The 25,252-nt window shown below is 72.2% G+C and carries 29 protein-coding genes and 1 CRISPR repeat array; of the genes, 5 read left to right on the forward strand and 24 right to left on the reverse strand.

Going from position 1 to position 25,252, the window contains the following annotated elements:
* Positions 1–20 precede the first annotated feature (20 nt).
* From Sdagh_RS24595 to Sdagh_RS24615, 5 genes are all read right to left on the reverse strand, one after another.
* On the reverse strand, positions 21–332 hold the full coding sequence (locus tag Sdagh_RS24595; protein ID WP_190078521.1) for a hypothetical protein: 312 nt from the start codon (positions 330–332) through the stop codon (positions 21–23).
* A gap of 3 nt (positions 333–335) precedes the next feature.
* Positions 336–1,295, reverse strand: coding sequence for an ATP-binding protein (locus tag Sdagh_RS24600; protein WP_190078520.1), 960 nt, complete (start codon positions 1,293–1,295; stop codon positions 336–338).
* On the reverse strand, positions 1,292–1,636 hold the full coding sequence (locus Sdagh_RS24605; protein ID WP_190078519.1) for a hypothetical protein: 345 nt from the start codon (positions 1,634–1,636) through the stop codon (positions 1,292–1,294). Before Sdagh_RS24605 ends, Sdagh_RS24600 begins: the two co-directional genes overlap by 4 nt.
* Positions 1,633–2,145, reverse strand: coding sequence for a hypothetical protein (locus Sdagh_RS24610; RefSeq protein WP_190078518.1), 513 nt, complete (start codon positions 2,143–2,145; stop codon positions 1,633–1,635). The genes Sdagh_RS24605 and Sdagh_RS24610 overlap by 4 nt, the downstream gene beginning before the upstream one ends.
* A gap of 114 nt (positions 2,146–2,259) precedes the next feature.
* Entirely contained in the window at positions 2,260–2,721 is a 462-nt protein-coding gene (locus tag Sdagh_RS24615; RefSeq protein WP_190078517.1) for an RRQRL motif-containing zinc-binding protein, read from the reverse strand.
* 297 nt (positions 2,722–3,018) lie between these two features.
* Between Sdagh_RS24615 and Sdagh_RS24620 the strand changes: the two genes are divergently transcribed.
* Complete coding sequence (locus Sdagh_RS24620; protein ID WP_190078545.1) at positions 3,019–3,225, forward strand: hypothetical protein; 207 nt, start codon at positions 3,019–3,021, stop codon at positions 3,223–3,225.
* Between the two features lie 26 nt (positions 3,226–3,251).
* On the opposite strand, the gene Sdagh_RS24625 is transcribed toward Sdagh_RS24620, so the two are convergent.
* The 16 genes from Sdagh_RS24625 to Sdagh_RS24700 all read right to left on the reverse strand — a co-directional run bounded on the left by Sdagh_RS24625 (position 3,252) and on the right by Sdagh_RS24700 (position 15,976).
* On the reverse strand, positions 3,252–3,809 hold the full coding sequence (locus Sdagh_RS24625; protein WP_190078516.1) for a DUF6197 family protein: 558 nt from the start codon (positions 3,807–3,809) through the stop codon (positions 3,252–3,254).
* Positions 3,810–3,826: 17 nt separating this feature from the next.
* Positions 3,827–4,015 (reverse strand): hypothetical protein, encoded by a 189-nt coding sequence (locus Sdagh_RS24630; RefSeq protein WP_190078515.1) that lies wholly within the window; start codon positions 4,013–4,015, stop codon positions 3,827–3,829.
* Between the two features lie 112 nt (positions 4,016–4,127).
* The gene (locus Sdagh_RS24635) at positions 4,128–6,578 is read right to left on the reverse strand and encodes a DNA translocase FtsK (protein ID WP_226535678.1); all 2,451 of its coding nucleotides are present in this window, start codon (positions 6,576–6,578) and stop codon (positions 4,128–4,130) included.
* A gap of 241 nt (positions 6,579–6,819) precedes the next feature.
* Positions 6,820–7,224 carry a hypothetical protein gene (locus Sdagh_RS24640; RefSeq protein ID WP_190078514.1) on the reverse strand — a complete coding sequence of 135 codons (405 nt, stop codon included), beginning with the start codon at positions 7,222–7,224 and terminating at the stop codon, positions 6,820–6,822.
* A gap of 15 nt (positions 7,225–7,239) precedes the next feature.
* Entirely contained in the window at positions 7,240–9,231 is a 1,992-nt protein-coding gene (locus tag Sdagh_RS24645) for a hypothetical protein (RefSeq protein ID WP_190078513.1), read from the reverse strand.
* A 121-nt stretch (positions 9,232–9,352) separates the two neighbouring features.
* Complete coding sequence (locus Sdagh_RS24650) at positions 9,353–9,571, reverse strand: hypothetical protein (protein ID WP_190078512.1); 219 nt, start codon at positions 9,569–9,571, stop codon at positions 9,353–9,355.
* Positions 9,571–10,071: a hypothetical protein gene (locus Sdagh_RS24655; protein WP_190078511.1), complete on the reverse strand. Its 501-nt coding sequence runs from the start codon at positions 10,069–10,071 to the stop codon at positions 9,571–9,573. Before Sdagh_RS24655 ends, Sdagh_RS24650 begins: the two co-directional genes overlap by 1 nt.
* A 136-nt stretch (positions 10,072–10,207) precedes the next feature.
* Entirely contained in the window at positions 10,208–10,369 is a 162-nt protein-coding gene (locus Sdagh_RS24660) for a hypothetical protein (protein ID WP_190078510.1), read from the reverse strand.
* Positions 10,370–10,430: 61 nt separating this feature from the next.
* Positions 10,431–12,518 carry a coiled-coil domain-containing protein gene (locus tag Sdagh_RS24665; protein WP_190078509.1) on the reverse strand — a complete coding sequence of 696 codons (2,088 nt, stop codon included), beginning with the start codon at positions 12,516–12,518 and terminating at the stop codon, positions 10,431–10,433.
* A gap of 87 nt (positions 12,519–12,605) precedes the next feature.
* Positions 12,606–12,980: a hypothetical protein gene (locus tag Sdagh_RS24670; protein WP_190078508.1), complete on the reverse strand. Its 375-nt coding sequence runs from the start codon at positions 12,978–12,980 to the stop codon at positions 12,606–12,608.
* A gap of 103 nt (positions 12,981–13,083) precedes the next feature.
* Positions 13,084–13,272, reverse strand: a complete 189-nt coding sequence (locus Sdagh_RS24675; RefSeq protein WP_308288765.1) for a DUF5999 family protein — start codon at positions 13,270–13,272, stop codon at positions 13,084–13,086.
* A 193-nt stretch (positions 13,273–13,465) separates the two neighbouring features.
* On the reverse strand, positions 13,466–13,777 hold the full coding sequence (locus tag Sdagh_RS24680) for a WhiB family transcriptional regulator (RefSeq protein WP_190078506.1): 312 nt from the start codon (positions 13,775–13,777) through the stop codon (positions 13,466–13,468).
* Positions 13,778–13,884: 107 nt separating this feature from the next.
* Positions 13,885–14,055 carry a hypothetical protein gene (locus Sdagh_RS24685; RefSeq protein WP_190078505.1) on the reverse strand — a complete coding sequence of 57 codons (171 nt, stop codon included), beginning with the start codon at positions 14,053–14,055 and terminating at the stop codon, positions 13,885–13,887.
* A gap of 190 nt (positions 14,056–14,245) precedes the next feature.
* Positions 14,246–14,680: a hypothetical protein gene (locus Sdagh_RS24690; protein WP_226535680.1), complete on the reverse strand. Its 435-nt coding sequence runs from the start codon at positions 14,678–14,680 to the stop codon at positions 14,246–14,248.
* A gap of 148 nt (positions 14,681–14,828) precedes the next feature.
* A complete protein-coding gene (locus tag Sdagh_RS24695; RefSeq protein ID WP_226535682.1) occupies positions 14,829–15,203 on the reverse strand; it encodes a hypothetical protein in 375 nt (124 codons plus the stop codon).
* Positions 15,204–15,376: 173 nt separating this feature from the next.
* Positions 15,377–15,976: a hypothetical protein gene (locus Sdagh_RS24700; protein ID WP_190078504.1), complete on the reverse strand. Its 600-nt coding sequence runs from the start codon at positions 15,974–15,976 to the stop codon at positions 15,377–15,379.
* A 486-nt stretch (positions 15,977–16,462) separates the two neighbouring features.
* On the opposite strand from Sdagh_RS24700, the gene Sdagh_RS24705 reads away from it, so the two are divergent.
* From Sdagh_RS24705 to Sdagh_RS24715, 3 genes are all read left to right on the forward strand, one after another.
* Positions 16,463–17,275, forward strand: a complete 813-nt coding sequence (locus tag Sdagh_RS24705) for a GntR family transcriptional regulator (RefSeq protein ID WP_226535684.1) — start codon at positions 16,463–16,465, stop codon at positions 17,273–17,275.
* Between the two features lie 66 nt (positions 17,276–17,341).
* Positions 17,342–17,902, forward strand: coding sequence for a UTRA domain-containing protein (locus Sdagh_RS24710; RefSeq protein ID WP_190078502.1), 561 nt, complete (start codon positions 17,342–17,344; stop codon positions 17,900–17,902).
* Between the two features lie 71 nt (positions 17,903–17,973).
* The gene (locus Sdagh_RS24715; protein ID WP_190078501.1) at positions 17,974–18,306 is read left to right on the forward strand and encodes a hypothetical protein; all 333 of its coding nucleotides are present in this window, start codon (positions 17,974–17,976) and stop codon (positions 18,304–18,306) included.
* 1,092 nt (positions 18,307–19,398) lie between these two features.
* Here Sdagh_RS24715 and Sdagh_RS24720 read toward each other — a convergent pair.
* The gene (locus Sdagh_RS24720; RefSeq protein ID WP_226535686.1) at positions 19,399–19,746 is read right to left on the reverse strand and encodes a hypothetical protein; all 348 of its coding nucleotides are present in this window, start codon (positions 19,744–19,746) and stop codon (positions 19,399–19,401) included.
* Positions 19,747–20,168: 422 nt separating this feature from the next.
* Between Sdagh_RS24720 and Sdagh_RS24725 the strand changes: the two genes are divergently transcribed.
* Positions 20,169–22,514 carry a hypothetical protein gene (locus tag Sdagh_RS24725; protein WP_190078499.1) on the forward strand — a complete coding sequence of 782 codons (2,346 nt, stop codon included), beginning with the start codon at positions 20,169–20,171 and terminating at the stop codon, positions 22,512–22,514.
* 283 nt (positions 22,515–22,797) lie between these two features.
* Here the strand turns inward: Sdagh_RS24725 and Sdagh_RS24730 are convergent, their stop codons facing one another.
* Both Sdagh_RS24730 and Sdagh_RS24735 read right to left on the reverse strand, forming a co-directional pair.
* Positions 22,798–23,535, reverse strand: coding sequence for a hypothetical protein (locus Sdagh_RS24730; RefSeq protein ID WP_190078498.1), 738 nt, complete (start codon positions 23,533–23,535; stop codon positions 22,798–22,800).
* Positions 23,483–23,710, reverse strand: a complete 228-nt coding sequence (locus Sdagh_RS24735) for a hypothetical protein (protein ID WP_190078497.1) — start codon at positions 23,708–23,710, stop codon at positions 23,483–23,485. Before Sdagh_RS24735 ends, Sdagh_RS24730 begins: the two co-directional genes overlap by 53 nt.
* 405 nt (positions 23,711–24,115) lie before the next feature.
* Positions 24,116–24,872: direct repeats of the CRISPR family, unit length 23 nt; unit sequence ACCCCCGCGGGCGCGGGGAGGAC.
* Positions 24,873–25,252 lie beyond the last annotated feature (380 nt).

The following is a 25,252-nucleotide window of genomic DNA, read 5'->3' on the forward strand; positions in this document are numbered from 1 at the left end:
GCGCCTGTCTCGGGGCGAATTCAGATCAGGCTGCTGGGGTTGACCCACGCCGTGGTGGTGGCCTTGTGCCAGTCCAGGACCCAGTCGGGACGCAGGCCGCGCGCGGCCCATCCGTCGCTGGAGTCGTCGGGGGCCGGGCGGCCGGCGGAGATCTGCTGCACGGCCCGGTCGTAGGCGTTGCGCGCGGCGGCCAGGGCCTCGCTCTCCCCAGCGGCGCAGCCGGTGCAGTGGTAGGTGACCAGCTGCTGCGGCTCGCTGTCCTTCCCGGGGAAGCAGCGGGCGCCCGGCGCGGCCGGGCGGGTTGTGGCTGTTCGGCGGAGCGTCGGCGGCACGGCTCACTCGCGGACCGCGTCCGCGTACTGCGCTTCCAGGCCGACGCGCCTTTCGGGGTCGTCGTCCCGGTCGTCGGGGCGGTGGGGGCCGTGGACGGTGCAGATGATGTCCTCGTCGTCCAAGTCGCCGTTGAGCGCCCGGTACAGGCAGGTGACGCTGTAGGCGGGCACCCAGGCGGTGCTGGTGCATTCGTCGTCGTGCGGGCACGGCACCGCGACGTCGAAGCCGACGTCGCCCTGGCCGTCGATGTCGGTGCGCAGGGCGAGGGTGAGGTGCTGCCGGCCGAGGCGGATCTCCGCGACGCGGTCGCCGCCGGCGATGTCCGAGCCGGGCTTCCACTGCCACAGCGGCACGATCTCCTCGCCGAACACCCGGGACACGAGGTTCAGGTCGCCGAGGCCGGCGCCGCCGTCCAGTCCGAGGTCGGTCTGCCGGGCCTCGCTCAGCCGCTGAAGGAAGGGCAGCAGCCGGCCGAGGCTGTCGGAGAAGACGATCTCACCGAAGCCCTCCGCCCTGAGGGTCCGGTGCGAGTCCACCATCTCCTTGAGCTGCCTGAGGACCACGTCCGCAGGCACGGTGCGGTTGTCCGGCCTTGGTCCCTGCCGCTCGATGCAGACGCTGCCGGGGGTGGCGACCATGACCGCGACGGGCAGCATGCTGTGCCGCCGGGCGGCCGCGAGCAGCGGCTCCCGGGCGGCCCGGGTGACGTTGGTGGCGTCGACGACCGTGAACAGCCGGCGGCGCATCCTCGCCTCCAGGAGCAGATGCAGGGCGGCGACCGCGTCGCCGGTCGCGTCCTGGTCGCCCGCGTCGTCGCTGACGACCTCGCGCAGCGCGTCCAGGGACAGGACCTGGGATGCGGGCCAGGTCCGCGCGAGCGTGGACTTCCCGGCGCCGGACGGGCCGATGAGGACCACCAGGCTGTGCTCGGGCATCGGCGGGTAGCAGGGCAGCTCGGTCATGTGAGATCTCCTTGCGGGTGGAGGGAGCGGGCAGCCCAGTTCAGGCGCTGCCCGGCGTTGTCGGTGAGCAGGGCGGCGGCCTCGTGCAGGGGGCAGGAGGCGTCACCGTCGTGGTCGGGCTCGATCTGCTCCGCCCGGCGCGCGGCGGCAGTGACCAGCTGCGCGAGCATCGGGATGAGGCCGCCGGGGACGTCGACGTCCTCCTGGAGCTCGCGCAGGATCGCGGCGAGCTCGGGGGCGTCGACGTCATCGGCGCTCAGGTCGTCCTCGATCTGCTGGAGGGCGAGCTGGGCGATGCCGACCGAGGCGCGCACCCGGTCCAGGCGGGTGCGGCTGATCATCGGGTGGTCGCCTTGGTGCTGGCGACCACGGCCGCGACCGTTTCCCAGCCGTGATGCCAGGCGGAATCGAGGTGGAAGGCGCCGTTCATGCCGAAGTCGGCGAGCTTGTATAAGCCGCCCTTGCCGGTCTTGGTGGCGATCTTCTCCAGCAGGCCCTTGCCCGGGACGCGGCGGTCCGCGGCGTAGTGGGTCGTGAAGGAGATGGCGAGCGCGGCCGTGGCGGCGGCCGGGTGGACCTTGATGCCGAGCGCGCGGGCGCCGGCCCCGGCGACGATCGCCTGCGTGGCCGTGTAGGTGAGGCAGTGGTGCAGGCAGGCCATACGGCCGTCGGCCGTGCCGTGGGTCGTCTTCTCCTTCGTGGCCGGGTCCTCGTAGGTGACCGGGTGGTCGTCGGAGGCGCCCTTCACCCGGGCACAGAAGTCGTTCTGCACCCAGAAGTCGCCGGCGGCGCTGGCGGCGCGGGTCAGTCCGAGCAGGGCGGCGAAGACGGCGGGACGGTGAGCATGCATGCTTGGGTTCTCCTGATCTCGAAGGGTGAGGGAGCGGGCGGCCGGCCTTTTGCCGGTGCTGCGGCCGCCCGGGGCGGTCCCGTCCCGGCCTGTGTGGCCGGGACGGGGTCCGCGTTACGCGGCCAGCCGGTGAGCGGCGGGTATCGCGGGCTCGAGGTAGCTGCTGGGGTCCACGGGCGTGCCGTCGAAGCACTCGATGCAACAGCCGAGCTTCTTCGAGAGGCAGAAGAAGAACCGCCTCCCGCAGTCCCCGCAGGTTTGGCGAGCTGCCATGGCCCGGTCCAGGGCCCATTCCTGGGCGAGTGTCGGGACGCGCTTGGGCACGGCCAGGTCGACCCGGAGCAGGAAGCCGCGGGTGGGGTGGTTGCACGACCACTGCGGCCGGTACGAGCACCACTTGCAGCGCAGAATCGCGACCGGGCCGTCGTTGCCGCCGGGGCTGAGGCCCATGTCCCTGAGCTGTCGCCGGGTGACGAGTCCTTCGGGGACCGCGCCGCGATCGAACTCCGGCAGGAACGCCTCCGAGCGGGGCACGCGCTTGATCTCGCGGCGCCGCTTCCTGCGCCTCCTGGGCATCAGCGGCCCCAGGCGCCGGGCAGCCGGTTGGGGCGCTGGGGGTAGCGGGGGCCGGGGCGCTGCGGGCGGGGCCGGCCGATCCGGCGGCGCGGGCGGGGTGTGAGCACGGGCTGGTCCTCCTGGTGTTGGTGGACAGAGAGCCGCGCCCCGCCGACGGTGGGCTGGTGTCGGCGGGGCGCGGCGGGTGGTCGGGCGGCCTGTCCGGTCCTCGCCCGCATGGGGGGGGGACAGGGCAGGGCGACGGGTCAGCGCTGGAGAGTGCCGGAATCGGTGGAGCACTGAGGGGGCTTTTTGGGCATGCTGGCCGACCAGGGCGAGGCAGTGGGGAGGGCGTTCGTGGACTTCGTCTTCGTGTGCGGCTGGTGCGGTACCGAGTGCGTGGTGTGGGGCGAGCCTGTCGTGTCGTGGTGGACGCAGAAGTACGAGGTGCCTGACGAGTTCGAGTGCTGGAACTGCGGTGGGGAGAGCACGAGCCCGCCTCCGCCCTGGACGCCGGCCGACTGAAGCGTGCGTGGTGGCCGGAGCGGGGCTTACAGACCGCGGGCGTCGGCCATCGATGTGGCCTCACCGAGCACGTGTATGGGGACGCGGCCGGTACGGTGCGCGTCGTTGAAGGACGGCACGGATTCGACGTGGTCGCCGAAGCGGCGGCGGATGGCGTCCAGTACGACGGCTGCGGCGTCGGCTTCCAGAGCGTGGTCTCCGCCGGCTTCCTTGCGGATGGCGCCGAGCAGGCAGACCGCTCCGGATGTGTCGCTCAGCGCTCCGGCGCACCAGCCGTCGGTCTCCATGCGGGCCCGGGCCCGCTCGAGGAGAGCGGCCACCGGGGTGGCGGGGAGCTGCCGCGCCGGCGGCTGGAGGGCCGGGGTGAGCGGCACGGTGATGACGTCGGCGAGGTCGACGGGCTCGGTGTGGATGTGCGCGGTCCGTACTTCGTGGGCGACGGCCGCTTCGTCGAGCCGGACGGTCATGGCCGCCTCCGCGGCGGCGAGCCGGGCGTCCAGGCTGAGACGGTCACCGGCGGCGGGAGATGCCGCCGGGGGTGTCCGGCCGGTGGCGGCGGGCGCGGTGGGCAGCGAGGCGGCCATGGCGGAGTCTCCTCCTGTCAGTGCAGTGAGACGAGCCCGGCGAGGGCGTGCAGCAGGTGCGTGATGGCCGGGGCGATGCCGGTGGAGGCGAGGCAGAACCCGAACGCGCCGCAGACCAGGGCGGAGCCGGTGGTGACGGTGCGCTGGCGCAGCAGCACGACCACGACGACGGCCAGGAGCAGCGCGGCGGAGACGGAGACGATCACGGGGGTTTCCTTCCACGGGGCGGGGTGGTGTGGTGTGGCCCGGACGGGTGCCGGGCGCGGGGGTGCGGCCGCCCCTGGCGGTGTGCCAGGGGCGGCGGCTGGACGGTGAGGGTCAGTCGTCGGCGGCGAGGTCGTAGTCGGCGCGCAGCTCGCGCAGGACGTCGTCCTGGGCGTGCGCGGCGACCAGGATGTCGCGGGCCTTGCTGCCGTCGGCGGGGCCGACGATGCCGCGCTGCTCCAGGACGTCGAGGAGGCGCCCGGCGAGGGCGAAGCCGACGCGGAGTTTGCGCTGCAGCATCGACTGCGATGCGAACTGGCTGCTGATGACGAGGTCGGCGGCGTGCACGACCAGGTCACCGTCCACGCCCTCCGGGGCGGGGGCGGGCTGCGTTGTCGGCCCGTCCTGTCCGGTGCCGGCGGTGGTGTGGCCGGCGGGCGCGTAGACGCCGTGGTCGACCTGGACCAGGCGGCCGTCGGTGACCAGGTCGCTGAGGGCGTTGCGGACGGTGCCGGCGGCGGCGTCGACCTGCCCGCGGATCTCCTTGGCGGTCATCTGCCGGTCGACGACGTCGAGGACCTGGTCCTTGACGGTGCGGGGCTTCGTCTTCACGGCGGGCGGGGCGAACGATCCGATCCCGCTGAACTGCGGCAGCGCGCCCTCGTCGCCGTCGCCGTCGCCGTTCGTGGAGGGCGGCGGCATCGTCCAGTCGTGCCACAGGCCCAGCTCGGTCAGCGCGCTGATCTCCCGGTCGGTCAGCGTGTTGATGCCGCCGCCCTCGGGGAAGATGTCGTCCAGCCCGTCCCGGGAGCCGTCCTTGGGCAGGTGCACGTACAGGCTGCGCATCATGGTGGCGCCGGAGCCGGTGACGATGTGGCCGACGCCCTGGGTGGGCTCGCCGGGCACGTCGTCGATGACGCCGCCCATCCGGGCCATCAGGGACATGGAGGCGTTGAACCGGTCGGGGATGTCGGCGAGGTCGACGTCCCCGGCGAGTCCGCCGGTGGCCTGCCGGGCGGCGATGCCGCCGGAGGCGTTGGCGATGCGCAGCACCACGCCGATGCCGCCCTGGACCTGGTCGCGCAGGGACGCCTCGCCGCCGAGCTTGGACAGGTTGAGGGACTGGCCGGCGAAGACGATGCCGATGCCGAACTTGCGGCCCTCGCGGGCGAGGACGTCGGTCATGCGGGCGATCTCGTCACCGAGGGCGTCGTCCCCGACCAGGGAGTTGAACTCGTCGAGGACCAGGACCAGGCCCGGGTAGGGGGAGTGGGCGGAGAAGTCGTGGCCGGCCTCGGCGTTGATCGTGCCCCGGATGTCCATCAGCGCGATGGCGGCCTTGAGCATCCACCACGTGAAGACCGCGCCCGCGCTCTGCCGGTCGATGTGCCGGCCGACCGCGCTCATCTGCGCATCCGGCCGGGCGGAGGTCACCCAGGTCGCCAGGCCGGCCAGCGCCCACGCCGCGCACATCAGCGCCAGGGAGACGGTCTTTCCCGATCCGGTGACCCCGACGAGGAAGCCGTGCAGCGTGCCGGCCGCGGACTGCATGTGGACCTTGGCGTCGGACCCGTCGTGGGCGGTGCCGATGGTGTACCGGCCGTACGCGTCCAGGGTGAGCAGTTCCCGGGTGGCGCGTCGGGAGGCCTTCAGCGGCGCCGACTCGTACAGCGTCACCAGCGCCTCGCGGCCGCGGGCCTCGGCGACCAGGCGCAGTTCCTCCGGCTCCACCCCGAATGCGGAGCAGAGCTGGCCGTGGTTGATGCGGGCGATCTCGCCGGCGTCGACCTGGGCGAGGACCATGCCGCGGGCGGGCAGGTCACCGCGGGCGGGGAACTGCTCCACGCGGACGATCTCGCTGCCGGGGATGGCGCCGCCGGGGCGGGCGACCTTCTCGGCCCACATCGCCTCGATGCCGCCACCGCCGCGGCGGGCGGTCGGGGCGACGGTGAGCCGCACGCGGCCCGGTCCGGTGCCGGGGATCTCCCCGATGGTGACCGAGGCGGCGGGCACGCCGAACGCGGCGGCCGCGGCGACCAGTTCGATGTGCGGCACGGGCTTGCCGGCGGGGGCGACGATGTCGGCGGTGAAGTCCGGGTGGGCGGCGTCGATGGTCTGCTCGACGTTCTCCAGCCGTGTCTGCGGGGCGGCTTCGGCCGTGTCCCACATGCGCATGACCAGGCCCGCGAAGCCGGGCGGGTAGGCGGCCTGGGCGGCGGCCGGCGGCGTCCAGGTGGAGCGGGTGACGGGCAGCGCGGCCGTCATCGCCGCGCCCCAGCCGAGCGCGATGGCCGGCTCCCACCAGGGGCGTCCGGGCACGACGGCGGCGGCGGCGTAGACGGCGCCGCCGGTGACCGGTCCCAGCACCCGCTGGGCGGTGCGGATCGTGCGGCGGAAGTCCCGGGTCTTGACCTTGCGGTAGAGCCACCACACGCAGCCGCCGCTGACGGCGGTGGCGGTGAGGTGGGCGGGTGCCGATTCCAGGGAGGGGACGTAGGCCAGGGCGGCGGCTGATGCTCCGTAGGCGGCCATCTCTGCTTTCGCCCGCAGGGGCATCTTGCTCATCGGTCGGTTCCTTCCGGGTCGGCTCAGGGCGGGGGGAGCTGTCGGTGGTCTCTGCTTGCGGGCTGGTCGTGCGGGGCGCCGTACCGCCCGGTAGCGGTACGGCGTCCGGCGAGGCCAGTACGAAGCAGCGGCCCGGCCGCCCGGCCGGGCTGCTGGGAAGCGGGGTGGCGGGCACATGCGCCGGGGCCCGCGTCCGGTGTGCGGACGCGGGCCCCGGCGTGGTTGCGGGTTGTCGGGTGGGTCAGGTCTGCTGGTAGAAGCCGGGCTTGGCCTGCTTGGCCCTGGAGGAGGTGGCGGCGGCGTGGATGCCGCCGTACTCCGCCCGGTGCTCGCTCTTGAGACGCCCGGCGGCGGTGTGCAGCGTGTCGGCGGTGCTCATCACCTGCTGGTAGCCACCGGCCACCCGGGAGAACGCCACGCTGATGTCGGCGACGGCGGCGACGTGCCGGCTGTCGACCTCGGCGGCCGCGCAGAGGTCGGCGACCGTGACGGCGGCGTCGGCGTTGGCCCGCATGCGGTGGGCCATGCGTTCGGCCTCCTCCAGCAGAGCCGACGCGGCGTGCTGCAGCGCGGTGAACTTCGCGACCAGTGCGGTGTATCCGTTGTTGGCGCCGTCCCCGGCGACTGTGCTCACGATGCGTGACATCGGCAGCCCCTTTTCTCAGTTCTCGTTGTGGATACGGGCGCTGGGCGCGGCGAGACCGGCGTCGGCGGTCGCGGCCTGCACGGGCCGGTAGTCCCGGGCCATCGCCGTCTCCTCCGCCTCGGACATCTCGGCGGCGCGCAGGGAGGCCCGGGCCATGCGCTCGGACACCGCGACCAGCTGCGCGACGCTCTCCATCACCACCACCACGGCGGCCATGGTGCGCGGGCCGCGCACGTTGTGCGTGGCGGCCAGGTCCTGCGCCATCAGCTCCAGCTCGCCGAGCAGCTTGCGGGCCAGCCGGGCCAGATGCGCGGCGTCGTCGTGGCTCTCCATGCCGGCGGTGGTCAGCTTGGTGAGCGCCTCCAGAGCATGGTCGAGGCTGATGTCGGTGGCGTGCCGGGAGGCCGGCGAAGCCGTCACGGTCGCCGTCGTGCCGGCGGTCCTCGCGGGGGCAGGGGGCATGGGGATGGGTTCCTTCCTGCGGGTGGTGCCGGGCCGGGACCCGGCGGGACGCTGCGGGGCGCGGGGCAGCGCGGGGGCGCCCTGCTGCGGCAGGGCCTGCCGCGGGGGTGCGATCTGGTCCGGTTCCCAGCGCTTGGCGTGCGCGCCGGGCGGGTCGACCTGCTCCCAGGTGACCGTGATGCCGTGGCCGGTGTCCGCGTCGAACGGCGAGGACCGCTCGTCCTCGAACCACTCCTCCTCGAGCCGCTCGTCCTCGGCCTGCTCCTCCTGGTCCTGCGGGCCGCCGCGTTCACGGCGGCCCGGCTTGCGGCGTGGTCCGCCGGTGGCGTCCCAGCGCTCGCGCCGCTTCTCCCACCGGTCCGAGACCGTCTTGAACAGCGCGTCGAGGAAGGTGACGCGGTCGCCGGGCGCCGTCCAGCCGTCGTTGACGGGCTTCTTCGCCTTCCCGCCGGCCCTGTCCCGGCCGGCGGCCGGGCCAGGGCGGCGCTTCCACCGGTCCCTGACCCGGTCCCCGAGCGCGGCCCACGCTGTCGGCGCGGTCCGGGCGTTCCTGACCGCGTCACGGACCGCGGCCTTCCTGTCCGCGCCGCCGGAGGACTTCGGCCCCGGGCTCGAACCGCCACCGGAACCGCCCGGCCCCCGGGAACCGCCGCCGGCCTTCTTGCCCTTGCTCCACCAGTCGGCCACGGCCTGCCGGGGGGAGCGGCGCCCGCCGCCCCCGGCCGCGCCGCCGCCCGGACCGCCGGCACCCCGGGCACCGCCGCCCGTGCCAGTGGCGCCCCGGGTACCGCCACCGCCGGCCGAACCGCTCCCAGGACCGTCCTTGCGTCCCTGCGGGCTGCCGTTCCGTGAAGGACCGCCGCTTCGCCCCGGCCCGACGCCCGTCGAGCCGTTGCTAGTGCTGGTGCGGCCGTGCGCGGGCCGTCCCGCGCCGCCGGTGCCCCGGCCGTGCGCAGAGCCGCTGTGCGGCCCCGTGCGGCCCGTTCCGCCCCTTCCCGGACCGATGCCGCCACCGCCGCGTCCCGGGCTGCCAGAACCCCGCCCGAGGGCGCTGCGGCCGTACTCGTGGCTGGAGGGGACCCGGCGGGCTCTGGCGTTCTCCTTGTCGGCCTCGGCGCCCAGCCGGGCGGCGTCCGCGCGGGCCTTCGCGGCGAGCAGCTCCACCTCGCGCTCGTGCTTGGCGGCTTCGGCCCGGCGCGGCCCGGCCTCCTTCAGCCACGTCTGCAGCCCCTCGAACGCGGCCAGCGCGATGGCGAGGACCGCCGCCAGCGACAGCGCGCCGGTACGGGGTGCAAGGCCGTGCGGGTCCGGCGCGGCGGCGGGGTCCACGCCGTCACTGCGCAGGGCCGCCGGAACGCTGTTGGAGGTGCCCGGCGCGTGGGGCACGGCGGGCGCGTCGAACGCGGAAATTCGAACAGTCGCGGAGTCCGCGCCGGGCTCCGGCGGGGGGTCGTCGAGGGCCGGCGGGGGCGGGACGGGCGGAGGCGGCGGGGAGCCGATCCGGGGCATGGGGAACACGTTGTCCGGGCTGTCGTCGTCGGACACGCGCCCTCCTCTCCTGGTGACTGCCGGTGAGGGAAGGGGGCCGCCTCGCACGCGTACGCGTACGCGTGGTTGGGACCCCCGTCAACCCCCTTTCCGGCGGTGATGATGATGACGATGACGATTACTGGCAGTGATCCCGGTAAAGGCGTTCCAGCTCCGCCGACAGCGCGTTGAACACGGCGTGGTCGCCGGTGCTGCGCACCTTCTGGATCGCGGAAACCTTCACCAGGTCGAGCCAGGTCCGGAAGAACTCCTCCGGACCCTTCTCGCCCGCGGCCCGGGCCTGTTCGAATCGGGCGTTCCAGTGGGCCGCCTTCTTCGGGGACATCGCAGCGGGCATCAGGCCCCCCGCTGCTGCTTGCCGAAGTAGTCGCCGAGCAGCTTCGGCGCTCCGGCCGGCGCCTCGTCGCCCTCGCCCGGAACGAGCCTCTGGAGGGTGGCCTGGGCGCTGTTGTGGGCGGCCGCGCCGAGCTGCTGCTTGCGCTGCGCCTTACGCAGCGCCTTGTCCTCGCGGCGCCGCAGGACGGTCTCGGGCTGGGTCTCCTCGTACGCCGCGACCGTGCCGTTGATGGCCTTGGCGGCCTGCCGCATTGCCCGGGCGGCGTCCCTGAGCGGCTTGACCCGCTTCCGGGCCCGGGCCGCGGCCGAGATGCCCCACGGCAGGTCACCGTCCAGACGGCGGGCCTTCAGATCGGCCTGGATCGCATCGGCGAGAGCGTCGTAGGTCTGCGCGTCGGTCAGCAGACTCCCACGGTGCTGGGCCTGCCAGCCCTCACGCTGCCCGAGCAGCGCCAGTGCCTGCACGCCCGTGGTGACGCGGGTGGCAATGTCCTTGCTCATCAGGGGTTTCTCCTCAAACGAATCGGTGGGGGTGCTGTACTGGGGGACTGGGGCTGCTTCCGGCAGTCGCAGCGAGGGCCAGCCCGATTCGAGCGGGCTGGCCCTCACTGGTGTGTGCCGGACTCCAATGACCGGCTCAGCGCCGCTTGCGCGGCCCCAGCCGGGGGTGGCACCACCAGCAGCCGGGGCCGTGGTCGCGCAGCGTGCGGGAGTGGGCCAGAGCGAACGGCGTCGCCGTGATCAGGGCGAGGGTGATCACGGCGAGGATCAGGCCGATCGCGTAGGTCAGGGCGCTCATGGCGAGCTCCTCTCGGTCGGGTGGGTGTGCGGGTGGTGGCCCGGGGTCGGGCCGTGTGATCTCACGAGACGTTGCGGAAGCGGGTCCGTGCGATCTCAAGGCGGCGGCCGGCGGTGGCGCGTGAGACACCGAGGACGTCCTTGGCTTCGTCCACTGAGACGGTCTCCGCGCCCTGGCGCCGGTACATGAGACTGAGCAGCGAGGTGATCTGCCCCTCGATCTCAGCATCCCGGGCGAGTGCGGGGCGGCCGGTCTCACCGGAGCGCAGCGCCACCGGAGCGGTGCTGCTGGCCGGGGAGTTCGTCTCACCGCCTGACCTGGGCGTCTCACGCATGTGAGACGCCGTCTCAGTCGTGCTCACCGGGCCGCTGATCTCAGCGGTACCGGTCTCAAGTTCCCGGCGGGTCTCACCCTCACCCGTCTCAGCGGCGAGTGCCGGGGCGGTGCGCGGGTGGGGAACCGTCTCACCGAAGCCGGTGAGATCGGCGGCCCGGGTGTGCTCGGTCTCACCGGCGGGCACGGTGCGCGTCGTCTCATCCGGCCCGGCGCCGCCCGCGGTTGCGGTCTCACCGGTGCCGGTCTCACCGGGCTCCTTGGTGATCTGGTGGATGCGCCACATCACCCAGGGGGCGATGGCGGCGACGCCGACGATGAGCCACCACAGCGGGTCGCCCTTGGCGTTGACACCCATCAGCTTGGCGTCGGCGAGGTGGTAGATCGCGTTCGCGGCGACCATGAGGATCAGCGCGCCCGCGACATCGCGGTGCCGGCGGAACGCCTGCACGACGTAGACGTCGATCGCCAGCGGCAGCGCCCAGGCGACCTGGGCGGGCCAGCCGCTCAGCTGGGCCAGGGCGAACTCGCCGGAGGCGGTGAGGACGATCGTCGCGCCCAGGGCCACGCGCGGCCCCCAGGTGTTGACGAAGTTCTTCCTCTTCTCCTGCTTCGCGATGAGCGCCTGGGCGGCGGTGACCTCCGCCCGGGTGGCCTCCAGCTCCGCCCGTGCCTTCTGCTCCTCGGCACGGGCATGGTTGCGGACCTGCGCGGCCTCCCGCTTGGCGTCGGCGACCAGGCGGCCCGCCTCCTTCTCCGCCGCCGTGATCCGCTCGGCCGCGGCGGCCTCCGCGCTGGAGATGGCGCCGGCCGCCTTGGCCTCCGCGATCGAGCGGACCTTCAGGACGTCCTCTTCGGCGCGGGCCTGCGCGGCCTCGAGGACCTCCTGCGCCTCGCCGCGCGTGTCGTTGGCGTCCTGCTCCGCCTCGCGCAGGACCTCGGCGGCCTGGCCGCGGGCGTGGTCCAGGATCCTCGCCGCGTCCTCCTCGGCCGAGGAGACTTCCTCCCGGGCCTGGGCGCGCAGCTGCTCGGCGTCCTTCTCCGCCTGCTGGCGCATCTCGGTCGCGGCCTCGCGGCGGGCGCGGGCGTCGTCCTCGGCAGCGGCCACCAGGTCGGCGGCCCGCTGCTTGGCCTCGGCCACCAGGTGCGCGGCGTGCGCGGCGGTGGCGTCGGCCTCGGCCTGGACGCGGTCCTTGTCCTGCTCGGCCTCGGTACGCAACTGCGCCGCGCGGGTGCGGGCGGCCTCCACGATCCGGGCGGCTTCCGCTTCAGCCTCGGCCTGGAGCTTCTCCGCGGCCTGGCGGCGGCGGGCGAGGGTCTGCTCGGCCGCCGCCAGGTCACCGTCGGCGATCGTGCGGGCGCGCTGCACGGTCTCCTCCGCCGCCGCGATCTGCTCCTCGGTGAGCTTGCGCATCCGCATCGCCTGGTCCCTGGCAGCCGTGAGGATGCTGTCCGCCTCCGCCTGCGCTTTCTCCGCGGCGGCGTCGGCGTCGGCGCTGTGCTGGCGGGCCTGCGCGAGAAGGGCCTCCGCCTCGGTGCGGGCAGCGGCGAGCAGCTGGTCGGCCTCCGCGCGGGCGGCGGCCACGATCGCCTCGGTGTCCACCTCCGGCACCGGCGCGGGGGAGGGGGAGGAAGGGGCGGGGGCGGGGGAGGAAGGGGCGGGGGCGGGGGAGGTGGCCACCGTGGTGTCGGTGCCCTCGCTCGGGCCGCCGGCCGCCGCGGCCGCTGCGGCCACCACGGTGGCCGTGGTGGTCTTGGCCCTGGTCGTTGTCTTCTTGGCGGGAGCCTTGCGGGCGGGCTGGCGTCGGGTACTCACAGCCGGGGTCCTTTCTGGGGGTGCCTGCCGGGCCGCCGCCGGCCGGGGGAGCGGCGGCGGCCTGGCAGGGCGTGAGGGGAGGGCGGGTCAGTGGGGCGGCAGCTCCGGGCTGCGGTTGGCCGTCGTGTGCTGCTGGGCGAGCCAGGCCATCGCGGCCGCCGTCATGCCATCGCCGGCGTCGGCGGCGTTCAGCGGGGCGGTGTCGATGTCCCGCATCGCGTCGAGCGGCGGCAGCAGCCGCATGTAGTCGCCCATCGCGTTACGGATCAGACCGCCCGTCACCGGCACGAGCGTGTAGCGGGTCTTGCCGCTGCTGTACCGCTCGGCGTTGGTGACGCGGCAGACGACCGTGTGGCCGGGCTCGCCGCGCCAGAACATGACCGGGTCCCGGTACAGCACGAAGTCGTCGACCCGGAACGTAGTGGTGGCCGTCGTGGTGGCGGCCGGGGTGGAGATGGGCATCCGTAGCTCCTCACGGATCACGCGGGCCGGGCTGTCCGGCTCCCCGCCACCGCCCGCCCGCGCCGCCGCGGTGGCGGGCGGTGCGGGCGGTGACGGGGAGCCGTCAGACCAGGGCGAGGTGGCGGTGCGGGGTGACGGCCCGGCCGTCGGGCAGGAGCTCGCCGGTGTCCTCGAAGAGCAGGACGCCGTTGCACAGCAGGCTCCAGCCCTGCTCCGGGTGCTCGGCCACGGTGCGCGCCGCTTCCCGGTCGGGGCTGTCGGCCGTCGGGCAGGCCGGGGTGTGCGTGCACAGCGACGCCGGCAGCCGCCGGGCGCCGGTCGGGGTGGTGCGATTCATGAGATCTCCCGAGAAGGGTGGGGAAGGCCCGAGGCTCTCCCGGGCCGGGGTCGTACGAAAGACCGGCCGCCCGCGGTGCGGGCGGCCGGGCGACAGCAGCACTGCGGGGCGGGCGGTGACGTGCCGACCGGTCCCGTACGGCGGGGAGTCAGGCAGCCCCGGCCCCGGCCCGGGCGCGGGCATCGCGGCGCCTGAGGGAGCGGCGCTCCTGCTCGGACAGGCCGCCCCAGACGCCGGCGGCCTCGCCCCGCTCCAGCGCGCCCTGCAGGCAGGGCTCGATCAGCGGGCAGCGCGCGCAGACCGCTTTCGCTTCCCGCTCCTGGAGGAGGGCCGGGCCAGTGTCTCCGACGGGGAAGAACAGGTCGGGTTCCTGGCCGGCGCAGGCGGGCTGGGGCCGGTCGGGGGCGGCGGTGGACGTGGCGCCGTAGCTGTAGCGGGCGGTGCGTACGATGGTGTGCATCAGGGCCTCCCAGAAGGTCCGGTAGGTGTACGAGGGCGGCCCCGGGGATGCGACCCCCGGGGCTTGTCTGTGTCGGGGGTCCGGCGAGACGCCGGGGAGCGGCGCGGTCAGCCGCGTCGGCGCTTGAGGTAGGTGTCCTGGGCCCGCGCGAACGCGGCCCAGACCTCCTGGCCCTCGACGCAGCGGTCCTCGTCGGTGCAGGTCGAGCAGGCCGCGCGATGGTCCCGGTGAGCGCGGTACGCCTTCATGTAGCGCTGGTAGAGCGGTGATTCAGGCACTGGGCATGTCTTTCGTGCCGACGGGTCGGATGGAGGTCGGCGACGCGGTGGCCCGCCTCCCACGCGGCGGCCACGGCCAGGGCGGCGGCCGCGAGGAGCAAGCGGGTCAGGGGATGAGCGGCGCCGATGCTGGCGGCGGCCCGGGCGGCGCGGTGCTGCGCCGCCCGGGCCGCCTGTATGAGGTGCGGCATCAGCTGCCGAGGCGCTGGCAGGCGCTGCACACCCAGGCCGTACCCGTACCGGCCGGTGTCGGGACGGTGCCGAACCTCCCGCCGCACACCGCGCACTGCAGCGTGGTCCCCGCCGTGACGGGCGCGGGCGCCGTGGATGCGGGCGGGCAGGTGGACGGGTCGCAGCCCCACCGGCCGCACAGGAAGCAGGGCTCGTCGGGCTCGTCGGGCTCGGCGGCCATGACCGGGCGGTGCAGCACCAGCACGGGCTGCCGCTCGTAGCCCGGCATCATCTCCTGGAGCGTGCGGCGGGTCCGGCGGTCAGCGGGGATGCGGGCGTCGGCCTCGTCGACGAGGCGGGCCAGGAGCTCGCCGAGCCGGCGGTCGGCGGTCAGCGGGGTGGTCGCGGCCTCTGTTGTCGGGGCCGCGGGGCGTGTCATGATCGCGGTGGTCAAGAGGATCTCCTAGTCAGGTTCCGTTGACCGGACAGCCCCGGAGCTCTCACCTTCCGGGGCTGTCGCCGTGACCGGCCGGGCGGCCGGCCACGGCCCGCCTCCACCCCCTGGGACGCCGATGAGGGTGGAGGAGGACCGTGGCCGTCCGTCAGGCAGCGGCGGCGTAAGGGGGCTTGCCGGGCCGCAGCAGGTAGTCCTCGTTCGTCCAGACCATGCCGACCGCGTGGGGCTGACCGTCCGGGCGGAGGGTGTCGCGGACGATGACCGCCCAGCGGGCGCTGTTCCGGCGCAGCAGCCGGGCGGCCTCCGCCGGGTCCGTGATGAGCGCCAGGACCTCGTAGCGGCCGGTCGTGTTCTGGTAGATCGCGCCGGGGTAGCGGGGGCCAATCTCGTCGACGACGGCCGGCACGGGGACGATCCTGGGCACCGTCACGGCGTCCTCGGGCTCGTAGCCCTTGGAGTCGTCCTCGCGCTCGATGTCATCGATGATGCCGGCCGACGGCTGTACCACCTGGCGTGTCATGCTCTGCTGCATCAGGTCCTCCGAGTCAGGTCCTGGGCAGCTCCGGAGGCCCTAATCTCCGGGGCTGCCGTCCTGCACTCCCCAGTCGGGGAGTCGACTGCTGTACGAGCGACCACGGCCCGGCCGCCCCTGTAGAAGGGGCGGCCGGGCCGTGGTCGCTCGTCCAGAGCGCGTCAGGACGTGCGGCGGCGCTGGGGGTGCAGCGTCGTGAGCGGGACCGGCGGCGCACCCAGCGGCGCGTCGCCGCCGGGCAGCTGCGCGCGGCGGGCGTCGGCGTCGCGGACCCGCTTCTCGGTCGCCGCCCACTGTTCCTTGCGCACCATCCACAGGAGCCGACCTCCGTCTTCCGACGCCGCCACCCGTGCCGCGATCTGGCTGACGGCCAGGGCGGGCGCGACTTTGGGCTTGCGCCGCACGGTGGTCTTGCGGCGGTGGCCGGTCTCCGCGTGCCCGTCCTCCAGGCGCTCCTGCCACGACCGGACCGTGACGTCGACCGTGATGAGGCGGTTGCTGCCCAGGCGGCAGCGGACGGCCGGGGCCTGGAGCGCGCGGCCGGTGTCGTGCGGCACCACCTTGGGCGCCTTGGTCCCGAGGCCGGTGATCGGCACCCACGTCCCACAGTCGGGGCAGACCAGCGACGTGCAGGCGGGGCGTAGGTCGTACTGGTTGGGCTTGAGGGTGGAGAGGACGAGCGCCGGGCGAGCGTTGACGGTGCGGGAGCGGGTCCGGCTCCTGCGGGGCCGGGCGGTGCGCTCAAGGGTCGAATCAGACATCTGGACTCCTCGTGACGGAGCGGCAGGGAAAGCGTCGCGATGCTCTCTCCGCCCTCCGGGCCGCACGGCACAAGGCCGGCCTCCCGCAGGACAGACAGCGCACAGCGCTGCGACCTACACACAGTCGTCATGCGGTCAGGCCCGGGGGAGTTGGATGGTGCTCTCAACCCCGGCCGCCCCGAAGGACGGACGACTACTGCGGTCTTGCGGCTGATGGGTGTTCCGAAGCGCGCGAGCACACCACCGACTACTCCCTGCATCCGGCTACTCACCGCTTGCTGGGGCACCTCGATTAGAACCCTCGTATCCACCTTGAGTCAACCTGTCTAGCTAACCTGCCCCAGTAACCCACTCTGACCTGCTATTTTCTGAAGCAGATCACATAGAGACGAGCCCTAGCTTTCCGGAAACAACTAGTCATGCCATGCTGTGCGTATCGGGTAGTGAGATCCGCTAGCCCGCACGATGCGTACGAGAGGGGGAGCGGTGGCCGCCAAGCAGAAGGAGCCAGGGAAGGTCGAACGGATCGCAGCCGAGATCCGAGACAAGATCGCGCGGGGCGTACTCGCGCCTGGGTCGCGCCTGCCTGGTGTGCCTCAGCTGCAAAAAGAACACGGCATCGCCTACCAGACGGCCCGCGACATCTATGGCCTGCTGGAGAGGGAGGGCCTGCTGTTCTCCAAGCAGGGGAAGGGCACCTACGTCTCGCTGGTGCTCGGCAAGATCGTGAGCGAGCGAAACCGGCGATACCTGCCATCGCTGCGGGAGGCCGGCGGGGCCGTCGGTGCGTTCGAAGCCGAGATGCGCGCGATGGGGTTCGAGCCGCGACCGGTGATCCTCACCATCGCTAGGGACGTGCCTCCGAAGAAGGTTGCCGAAGCCTTCGGCATGCACCATCGCGCCAAGACCCTCAAGCGCGAGCGGATCATGCCTGTCGGGATCCCCGGCAACGATGAGGCCGAAGAGGTCATCCAGGTTGCCACGTCGTGGTTTCCACAGGACGTAGCGGATGCCTGCCCGGTACTCGCTGAGAGCAATACGGGTACTGGAGGCAGCAAGTCCCGCCTGGCGGAGGCCGGCTTCAGGCAGGTACGTCTCCGAGAGGAGATCGAGGTGCGATCTCCAACCTCAGCAGAGGCAAAAGCACTCGGCGTCCCAGCCGAGCAGGCCGTCATGGAGATCACGCATAAGGGACTGACCGCTGAAGGTCGTGTTGTCGAGATCGGCCTACATGTCCTGCCTCGGTCCAAATGGAGGTTGGCGTATGAGTGGGTGATCGAGACGCCTGACGCGATCTGATCGCGCCTTCGCGCTGATTCAGCTACATACCGAAGACCCTGAGCACCAATAAGGAGCACGCACCACATGCCCAGCAACAGCATCGACAGCACCGGCACGATCCTGCGTGACGCACGCACTCGGTACACCACCGGCCAGCGTGAAGAAGACGGGGCGCATGGCGCCTTTGACGCCGAGCTGCGCCGCACTGGCCGCACTCCGCGCACCGACGTTTCTGTGAGCCGCGTCGCCGCGCCCGCCGACGTCGCCGAGCTCCTGGGCTCGAACACGGTAGTGGTTCGTAGTCGGGAGATGTTCGACGGCGACCGCCTGGTCCAGCTCGCCAAGACCTACATCCCGGTTGATGTGGCCGAGGCTGCGGGCATCGAACAGGTGGACACGGGCGTCGGCGGCATCATCAGCCGGATGAAGGAAGCTGGCTTTGATCAGGGCGACACGGCCGTCGAAGACATCGAGCTCCGCCTCGCCACACAGGAAGAGGCTTCCCGCCTCGGCCTGGCCGAAGGCGAGTCGGTCATGACCATCACCCACGTCGGCCGCACGGCTGCAGAAGGCCGTGTTGTCGAGGTCACCCAGCACGTGCTGAGCAAGGGCTGGAAGCTCCGCTTCGCGGTTCCGCTGGCCTGACCACCAGGCGCCCCAGCCAGATGGCTGGGGCGCCTGGTCGTACCCCCTTCAAGCATCAGGAGTTCACTTTCATGACCGCTGAGAGGCGCCTGACCAGCGAGGAATTGGTGCGGGAGCTTCGCAGCGCCTTGGACGCTGACACCGGTTGGCTCCCCGCCCTCTGCGTGCCCAACGGCCCGGCCGGCCTACCTGCCGATGCGAAACTTGAAGCGGTCGTGGAACGACTCCTGGCTTTCGCCTCTGCTCCCGAGGTGCCGGCCGCCGTAGCGCCGACCCTCCAGCGCGCCGCAGACGCTGCGGACATGGCACTCGTGACCGTAGGTGCAGCCCGCTACCACCATGTGGGCATGGCTTACGCCTACCTGACGCAAGCTCAAGGGTTCATCGGTCGGGACGGCCAATGAACAGCTTCCCGGGACAACCCGCGCCTCCCCGAGGTGACTTTCTACAGCGCGCTGGTGCCCTCTTCTCAGCAGCACTCGCCGCGCACACCGATCAGGCAGCAACTCCTCGAGGCGAGGTAGGCAGTGAAGACACGTGAGACCGAGCGGCACCGCGAATCTCAGTTGGCCGGTAGAGTGGCCCCGATCGTTGATCAAAAGAAAGTGGCCCCGGTCATCGCCCTTGAGCAAGGCGAGAGGGGCCACGTGGCCGACGGACCTTGTAGGAGGGGTCCGAGAGCCTGCCGAGCACCCTTTTCGCAGAAGGAAGGTGCCGACGTGACCAGGGTACCCGTACCTGTCACCCGACACACCGCACCCCGCCGTGGGCACAGCAACCGTGGTTGCTGGTCCTTCGACGGGGTGTTCGTGATGTCCGCGCACGCCCGGTTCCGCGCCTTGAGCGAGGAGGCCGGGATGACGTGATCGTCGAGGGCGGCGCCCATACGGGTCTTCGTGCCGCCCCGGGTCGCTCAGCCAGGTGATTGGGAGTCACCTCGGCTCAGCGCCCATCTGCCACCGGAAAGGGCTTGGGAGGCCCTTCCGAAGGAGTCGTCCGTCCGGTTGGGAGCCGGTCGGACGGTTCTCGTAATTCAGGTTTCGCCGAGAAACCGGAAGCACCTTTACGGGGGCTTCGTCATGCCGTAGGCGGGAGCCCCGGCAGGAGTCATTGTGCATGACCATCCTGCGGGCCGCCAGCTTCGGCATGCCTGCACATACCGGTACTACCGCACAGAGCAGTCATTTTGCCGCGCGGTCATGGCCGACATCACACCGTCAGCAGTCACCGGAGCCGCCAGGTCCGGCTTGCCAGCGCACCGGTCGTCGCCCGCCACCGCGCGGGGCGGCGTCCCGTCCGACGGGACGCACTTCAAGATCCTTTGTCGTCTGGCGGGAGGGATGGCCGCAGCTGGCGCTGGCCGGCCTCTGTCCACAGGCAGCCTCGGGCACTCTCGGCGGATGGATCACGAAGCACGCGTTCTGCCTGCTCAGGGAGGTGTCCGCTTTGGCGTGTACACCGGCCCGATGACAACACAGATCGCTCAGGCTCTCGAATCAGTCGGCGGTGGTCTCCAGCGGTGCGTCCGCTTTCTTCTCCACGAAGACCCAGCGGTCGTTCGTACCGGTCCCGGGTGGCACGGTCATCCACAGGGAGCCGTCGTCGGCGATCAGGAGCTCTCCCCGCGCGTGGAGAGTGTGCAGGTGCTCTCGCGCCTCTTCTGGCGGGATGTCCATGGTCTGAGCAAGGCCGGTCGCAAGGTCTGTCCGGACCACGATCTGATCGAGCTGACGTGCGGCCATGACTGGAACGCGCGGCCCGTAGGTCTTGCGGTACTCCAGCACGAAGCGCATGCCGAGGGCCGCATCGGAGTCCGGCCCGAAGGTGTCGTTGACCTTGTGCATCACCTCTTCGTCCGTGCCATTCGGCGTGTCCCACTCTCGGTAGTAGGAGCCCGGGGGGTTGAGGTCGTAGAGGTGCCGCGGGCGTGTCGGCCTTGCGGGGCGCGGACCGATGCGTTGTGCTGCTGCGGCTCGGCGGGCGGCTTCACCAGCTCGGCGGGATGCGGGGTTCTTCTTAGCTGCCATGTCCCGCACAACGATCGGTTCGGCAGCAGGTTCCCGTTCACCCCGGTGTGCTGCGTGGGCGGAGGTGCGTTCCTGTGATGTCGAGGGCGGCGCTCGTCGCGATGCAGTCTGACCCGGCCGACGGCCCTGTGAACGGCTCTGCAGTCCTTCCGCGGCAGCGGGCCGCGCTGCGGTCGGTTCCGGCCTCCGGGCAGCCGAATGACGGCTGCCTGGACGACCCTCTGCACCTCGGTCGGAAGATGCGACTGCGGCTGCTCGCCGCGGTCCAGGCGCTGCTGTCGCATCCGTCGATCGCCGGGCTGAAGGATGCAGCGAAGTTGGCGGCGGTGGTGTTGTACGCGAAGTCGCGGGCGCCGCAGGGCGAGAAGAACGACCTCCAGACGTCCATCTGGGGCTCGGAGCTTGGCCGATGGATGGGCGTGAAGGAGTCGACCGTTCACCACAAGGTGCTGCCGGTGCTGCGTGGCTCGGGCGCGCTGCGGACCCGTGTGGTGAGGGACGCGAAGGGGCACCCGACCGGGCTGGACTGCCTGGTCATGCCGCTGTGGAACGCCCACCACGGCGGGGGAGCGGGGCACCCGCTGGCGCTGGACAAGGTGGAGCTGGCGACGCTGCTGCGCCTCATCGAGGCACTGTTCGGGCACGGCTGGACGCCGGAGAACCGGGAGGCGACGCCACCGGGGCTGCTGGCCGGCCGTACGGGCAAAGGGGCTGCGACCGACCGGCTCGGGCTGCTGCTGATGGTGCTGAACACGCGGGCGTCGGGCTGGCTGCAGCTGTGCGGCGGCTCGGTCAAGAAGAAGGAGGGGCGCGGGGCGGCGACGCTGGCCCGGCTGCTCGGCTGCTCGCCGTCCGGGGCACGGAAGGTCCTGGCGCGGCTGACGGAGGCCGGTGTCGTGGCCCGGCAGCGTCGGGACACCAAGACGCGGATGAACGGCCGGGGCCGGGTCATGTTGCTGCCGGTGGCCCGCGCGTATGGCCGCACCGTGGCCTCTGTGGAGGCTGTTCAGAGCTCCGGGACCGTGTTTTTGGCGCGTCCCGATGGTGCAGTCAGAGATCATGCTCCTGCCGATGCTGCTGGTTCCCTTGGTACGCCTGGGATCAGCGGTACTGAGGGTGCCGGGAGTGCGGGAGATCAGGAGCGTCCCGATAGTGCAGAGCTCCACACAGACCACGCTTCTGTGGGTACTCCCGTCCTTCCTCCGCAGCTTGCTTGTGGTTTTTCCGGCGAAGGCCGTGGGGGTGAAGGCCGTCGGCCGGAGCGCGCGTGCGCGGGCGAGGACCAGGCCGTCGACGGCAAGGACGGCGCTGTCTGTCCGGTGTCGCTAGTGGCTGTGGGCGGCCCGCTTCGCTGGGAACAGCTGAAGGAGTCCCCGGTCGATGAGCGGGGTGGGCAGCGTGCTGCCGGGGCTGGTGCCGGTGGCCGGCCGAAGGCCGTGGGCTGGCAAAAGGCGCAGCTGCAGCGGAGGGTGGGGCTTCCGGCTCGTCCTGCTCTGCAGGTTGCGCTTGGGCCGGTCGCGGGGCTGTGGGCGCAGCTTTCCGGCTGGCAGCAGGACCAGGTCCAGGCGGCTGCGGAGGCGGAGATCATGCGGCTGGAGGGCCTGCTGGAGCACCAGGGCGGCGGGCCGCGGCTGCTGGCCGACCGGCTCACCGACCGGCTGGCGGAGACCGGCGGTGAGGCGCTGGTCGACAAGCCGTTCCCGTGGCTGATCCGGCGCGGTCTGGTCCAGCGGCCGGCCTGCGCGGACCCGCGGTGCGACGACGGGACCCGGCTGGACACCCGCAGCGAGTGCCCCTCGTGTGCCACGGCCATCGCTGACCGCCGGATGCTGCGGGCCCGGGTCCGTGCCGTCATGACGGCCGAGCAGGGCCAGGGACCGGTGAGCCGGGCCGCCTATGAGGAGCGGCTGCGTGAGCACTCCGCCCTCGAAGCGGACCGTGCACGTGCCCGGCACGCTCGTACCGCCGTCGAGGTGGAGCGCCGTCGTGCGGCCGTGGCCCGACGCCGGCAGCGGGAGCAGGAGGCTGAGCAGGCCCGGCTGTCCGCGCCGTGTGCCGACTGCGGGCTCGCCGACGCGGCGGGGCTGTGCCCGCGCTGCTCCTGGACCCGGCGTACGGAGGTGCTGGTGGCGGAGGCGGTCGACCTCGCGGTCGCGGCGCGCTCCGCCCTCGACAACCCGGAGAAAGTCGCCGTGCTGAGCGAGACTTGCGAGGCCCGTATCCGGGCGCTGGTCACCGAGGGCTGCCGCGGGCAGGTCGGCGACAAGGCCGACAAGACCCTCACCGCCTTCACTGCGGTGCAGGTGGCCGAGCGGGTCCGTGACGAGGAGCAGGCCGCTGCGCTGCGACGCCTGACCGCGGGCCCGGAGGCGGAAGCGGAAGCGGCCGCTGTGCTCGCCGCCGAGCTGCGGCGCAGTCCCCGGCGGCCCGAGACCGCCCGGGCCGCCGGGGAGGCCGCGCGGCACCGTACGGCGGAGTACCTGCTGCGCCACAGGCTCGGGCAACTGCGGGTACTGCGAGCTCGGCAACGGCCATGTGAGCCGGCCGCTGCTGGGCAGAGCTTCCCCGCCCGGACGCAGGGATGACACAGCCATCCAACCGAGCTGCCACCCGTCCATCGAGCTACCCCCGCGGGCGCGGGGACGACTACGGCGTCGACACCCCGGCCGTGGCCGACGTGAAGCAATCCCCGCGGGCACGGGGACGACCAGGAGGACCGTGCGCAAGCCCTGGAGCCCGAGGAGCAACCCCCGCGGACGCGGGGACGACAGGTGGGTGAGCACCGTACGGGCGAACTCGCTCGAGCAACCCCACGCGGACGCGGGGACGACTCGGTGGGACGATCCCTTTGAGTTGGCTGCCAAAAGCTCATGGCCAGTACAGCTTTACGTCGTCGTGTGACGCTCTCGGCCGGATGACCGTTGGGGACTTCACCTCATAGCCCAGCGCCCGCAGCACATCCGCTGCGGCTTCGGGTGCGTCCCGGACCGCAGACATCAACTGGATCTCTCGCCAGGTCCGAAGCCGTTCTTCGATCACTGTGCGCCAACTCTGCACCGTGTCGATCGCGAACTCCCTCTTGAGAAAGAGCAGTACGTCCTCCAGAGCCGGTCTCATCCGATGCCCACCGACGGGGATGTGCATTTCCGAGAGCCGCGGGAGCCTGCGCCGTCTGAGACCCTGCTTCGGCCGGCCCGCGTCAGCCAGGCGCAGCAGGTAAGCCATCTCGTCCCGGTGGGCGTGTACCTGGATGTGCGCGCCGGGTGGCTCCTTGCTGTCCCGTACGTACTCGAAGCGGATCAGTGGGTCCGTGATGCCCGCGTAGTGGATGTGGACGTCGGCCTGGTCAGTGGCCAGAAACGTGCTGGTGCCGTCCCAGCAGCAGAAGTAGCGCACTTTGAGACTGAGTACCGGCTCGCTGTTGATCGAGACCGGAATACGCAGTTCCGTCTCGTCTGCAGATATGGGTGAGACCCGCACGCGCTTGCCCATGTTCAGGGCAGCGAAACGCGGGGTGTCATCACCCAAGACACCCCGCGTGAGAGCAGTCAGGTCATCCGCAAACGCGGCCGCTAACTCGTCCAGCTTCGACGTCTCCTCGGTCACCGTCGAGAAGGTAGTCGATCCCCTCGATCGTGTGCCACACGTCCAGCTGATCCAGCGACAGGCTGTACACCTCGGCCCGGTCACGAAGCTGCTCATAGGACATGCCCGTTTCAGCCAGCAACCTGTCCCGCTGCTCCCGTAACTGCTCCGGCGTCTTGTGAATCACCGTCGTCATAGCGAACCCCCAATTCGTTTCCGGCTGCCAGTCAAGCAGCTGCCACTGACAACCGGTTAGCCACCAGGCCAGGGCAACATCCGACCGAGTGAAACTCACAGATCAGATACCCACAAGACCAGCTTAAGAAGCACAGGCCACCCCCCATGCCAGCACAACGGCCGGGCTCCTGCCGCGTTAGGCCGTACGAGCCGTGCCCCGCTCAGCACACAATCGACAGTAGGACTGGCGGTCGATACAGCGACTTCCGCACCAGCCGAACCGCAGCCTCACGGCGCAGAGGCGTATCCCGCGCGCGGGGATCACGGGCTACGACGACGCAGGACACATGCGGTGGCAGGGTCCTCCCTGCGGACGCGGGGAGCAGCACACCACGGAGAGCGGGGCAGGGGATGCGGCGGGACCATCCCCGCGGGCGCGGGGACGATTATCAACGGTGACACGGCCGTTGAGCCGAAGGGGAGCTACCCCCGCAGGCGCGGGGACGACATCCAGGCGCCGCGTTCGAGGGCGCGGATGAGGGAACAACCCCCGCAGGCGCGGGGACGACAGCAGCAGAGCCGGGTGGGCCTTCCGGCTGATCGAACAACCCCCGCGGGCGCGGGGAGGACCCCGGCCAGGACCGGGGCCGGGGCCGGAGCCGCCGAGCTACCCCCGCGGGCGCGGGGAGGACAGTTCCCGCGGGGTCAAGTACCGCCGCATGAGGGAGCTACCCCCGCGGGCCCGGGGAGGACCGGACACTGTGAAGCAGAGGGTGTGAAGCACGAGAGCTACCCCCGCGGGCGCGGGGAGGACCCGAGGGGTGGACGGCAAGCACAGCCGCGAGCCGAGCTACCCCCGCGGGCGCGGGGAGGACCCGAGGGGTGGACGGCAAGCACAGCCGCGAGCCGAGCTACCCCCGCGGGCGCGGGGAGGACGCGGCGATCAGCGCGGCCGAAGCCGAGATCAGCGAGCTACCCCCGCGGGCGCGGGGAGGACCAGAAAACCCCCGCCCGGGAGTCGGGCGGGGGCGAGCTACCCCCGCGGGCGCGGGGAGGACCATGGCGCGGCGTTTCGGGGACACCGGTCCGCGGAGCTACCCCCGCGGGCGCGGGGAGGACCTCCGCTCGCTCCCGCAACATCCGGGGAGTCAGGAGCTACCCCCGCGGGCGCGGGGAGGACACTTCTTGAGCTGCGGTGATGCATGCGAGGGTACCTGTTTTCCTTCACCTCGTTTGGCCTGGCGTGAGTTGCGAGCAGCTCGGTGGGACGACAGCCGGCCGATCTCGGAGTTACCTCCTTAGCCGGAGACGACCGAGGCGTCCGGCTCCGGCCTGGCCCTGGTGCAGCACGACGTGCGGGAGCCACTCCCATCGGGTGCGGGGAGGAGGACGGCGGCCTCGCCGAGGTCCGGGAGGACATCGTCGAACTACCCCCGCAGACGCGCAGACGACAACAGCCGCCGCCTTCGACGCCGAGCGCACGGTGGCGCTGACCAGACCATGCCGGATCAGCCACGGAAACGGCTGGTCGACCAGCGCCTCACCCCCGGCTTCCGCCAGT

Origin of the sequence: Streptomyces daghestanicus, from assembly GCF_020521275.1 — a bacterium.
GTDB lineage: Bacteria > Actinomycetota > Actinomycetes > Streptomycetales > Streptomycetaceae > Streptomyces > Streptomyces griseoviridis.

What these genes read in the sequence shown, in the direction of transcription:
- Sdagh_RS24600 (WP_190078520.1), bottom strand. Translation starts at nt 1,295, where the DNA reads ATGACCGAGCTGCCCTGCTACCCGCCGATGCCCGAGCACAGCCTGGTG.
- Sdagh_RS24605 (WP_190078519.1), bottom strand. Translation starts at nt 1,636, where the DNA reads ATGATCAGCCGCACCCGCCTGGACCGGGTGCGCGCCTCGGTCGGCATC.
- Sdagh_RS24610 (WP_190078518.1), bottom strand. Translation starts at nt 2,145, where the DNA reads ATGCATGCTCACCGTCCCGCCGTCTTCGCCGCCCTGCTCGGACTGACC.
- Sdagh_RS24615 (WP_190078517.1), bottom strand. Translation starts at nt 2,721, where the DNA reads ATGCCCAGGAGGCGCAGGAAGCGGCGCCGCGAGATCAAGCGCGTGCCC.
- Sdagh_RS24620 (WP_190078545.1), top strand. Translation starts at nt 3,019, where the DNA reads ATGCTGGCCGACCAGGGCGAGGCAGTGGGGAGGGCGTTCGTGGACTTC.
- Sdagh_RS24625 (WP_190078516.1), bottom strand. Translation starts at nt 3,809, where the DNA reads ATGGCCGCCTCGCTGCCCACCGCGCCCGCCGCCACCGGCCGGACACCC.
- Sdagh_RS24635 (WP_226535678.1), bottom strand. Translation starts at nt 6,578, where the DNA reads ATGAGCAAGATGCCCCTGCGGGCGAAAGCAGAGATGGCCGCCTACGGA.
- Sdagh_RS24640 (WP_190078514.1), bottom strand. Translation starts at nt 7,224, where the DNA reads ATGTCACGCATCGTGAGCACAGTCGCCGGGGACGGCGCCAACAACGGA.
- Sdagh_RS24650 (WP_190078512.1), bottom strand. Translation starts at nt 9,571, where the DNA reads ATGCCCGCTGCGATGTCCCCGAAGAAGGCGGCCCACTGGAACGCCCGA.
- Sdagh_RS24655 (WP_190078511.1), bottom strand. Translation starts at nt 10,071, where the DNA reads ATGAGCAAGGACATTGCCACCCGCGTCACCACGGGCGTGCAGGCACTG.
- Sdagh_RS24660 (WP_190078510.1), bottom strand. Translation starts at nt 10,369, where the DNA reads ATGAGCGCCCTGACCTACGCGATCGGCCTGATCCTCGCCGTGATCACC.
- Sdagh_RS24670 (WP_190078508.1), bottom strand. Translation starts at nt 12,980, where the DNA reads ATGCCCATCTCCACCCCGGCCGCCACCACGACGGCCACCACTACGTTC.
- Sdagh_RS24680 (WP_190078506.1), bottom strand. Translation starts at nt 13,777, where the DNA reads ATGCACACCATCGTACGCACCGCCCGCTACAGCTACGGCGCCACGTCC.
- Sdagh_RS24695 (WP_226535682.1), bottom strand. Translation starts at nt 15,203, where the DNA reads ATGACACGCCAGGTGGTACAGCCGTCGGCCGGCATCATCGATGACATC.
- Sdagh_RS24700 (WP_190078504.1), bottom strand. Translation starts at nt 15,976, where the DNA reads ATGTCTGATTCGACCCTTGAGCGCACCGCCCGGCCCCGCAGGAGCCGG.
- Sdagh_RS24710 (WP_190078502.1), top strand. Translation starts at nt 17,342, where the DNA reads ATGCCCAGCAACAGCATCGACAGCACCGGCACGATCCTGCGTGACGCA.
- Sdagh_RS24715 (WP_190078501.1), top strand. Translation starts at nt 17,974, where the DNA reads ATGACCGCTGAGAGGCGCCTGACCAGCGAGGAATTGGTGCGGGAGCTT.
- Sdagh_RS24720 (WP_226535686.1), bottom strand. Translation starts at nt 19,746, where the DNA reads ATGCACAAGGTCAACGACACCTTCGGGCCGGACTCCGATGCGGCCCTC.
- Sdagh_RS24725 (WP_190078499.1), top strand. Translation starts at nt 20,169, where the DNA reads ATGCGACTGCGGCTGCTCGCCGCGGTCCAGGCGCTGCTGTCGCATCCG.
- Sdagh_RS24735 (WP_190078497.1), bottom strand. Translation starts at nt 23,710, where the DNA reads ATGACGACGGTGATTCACAAGACGCCGGAGCAGTTACGGGAGCAGCGG.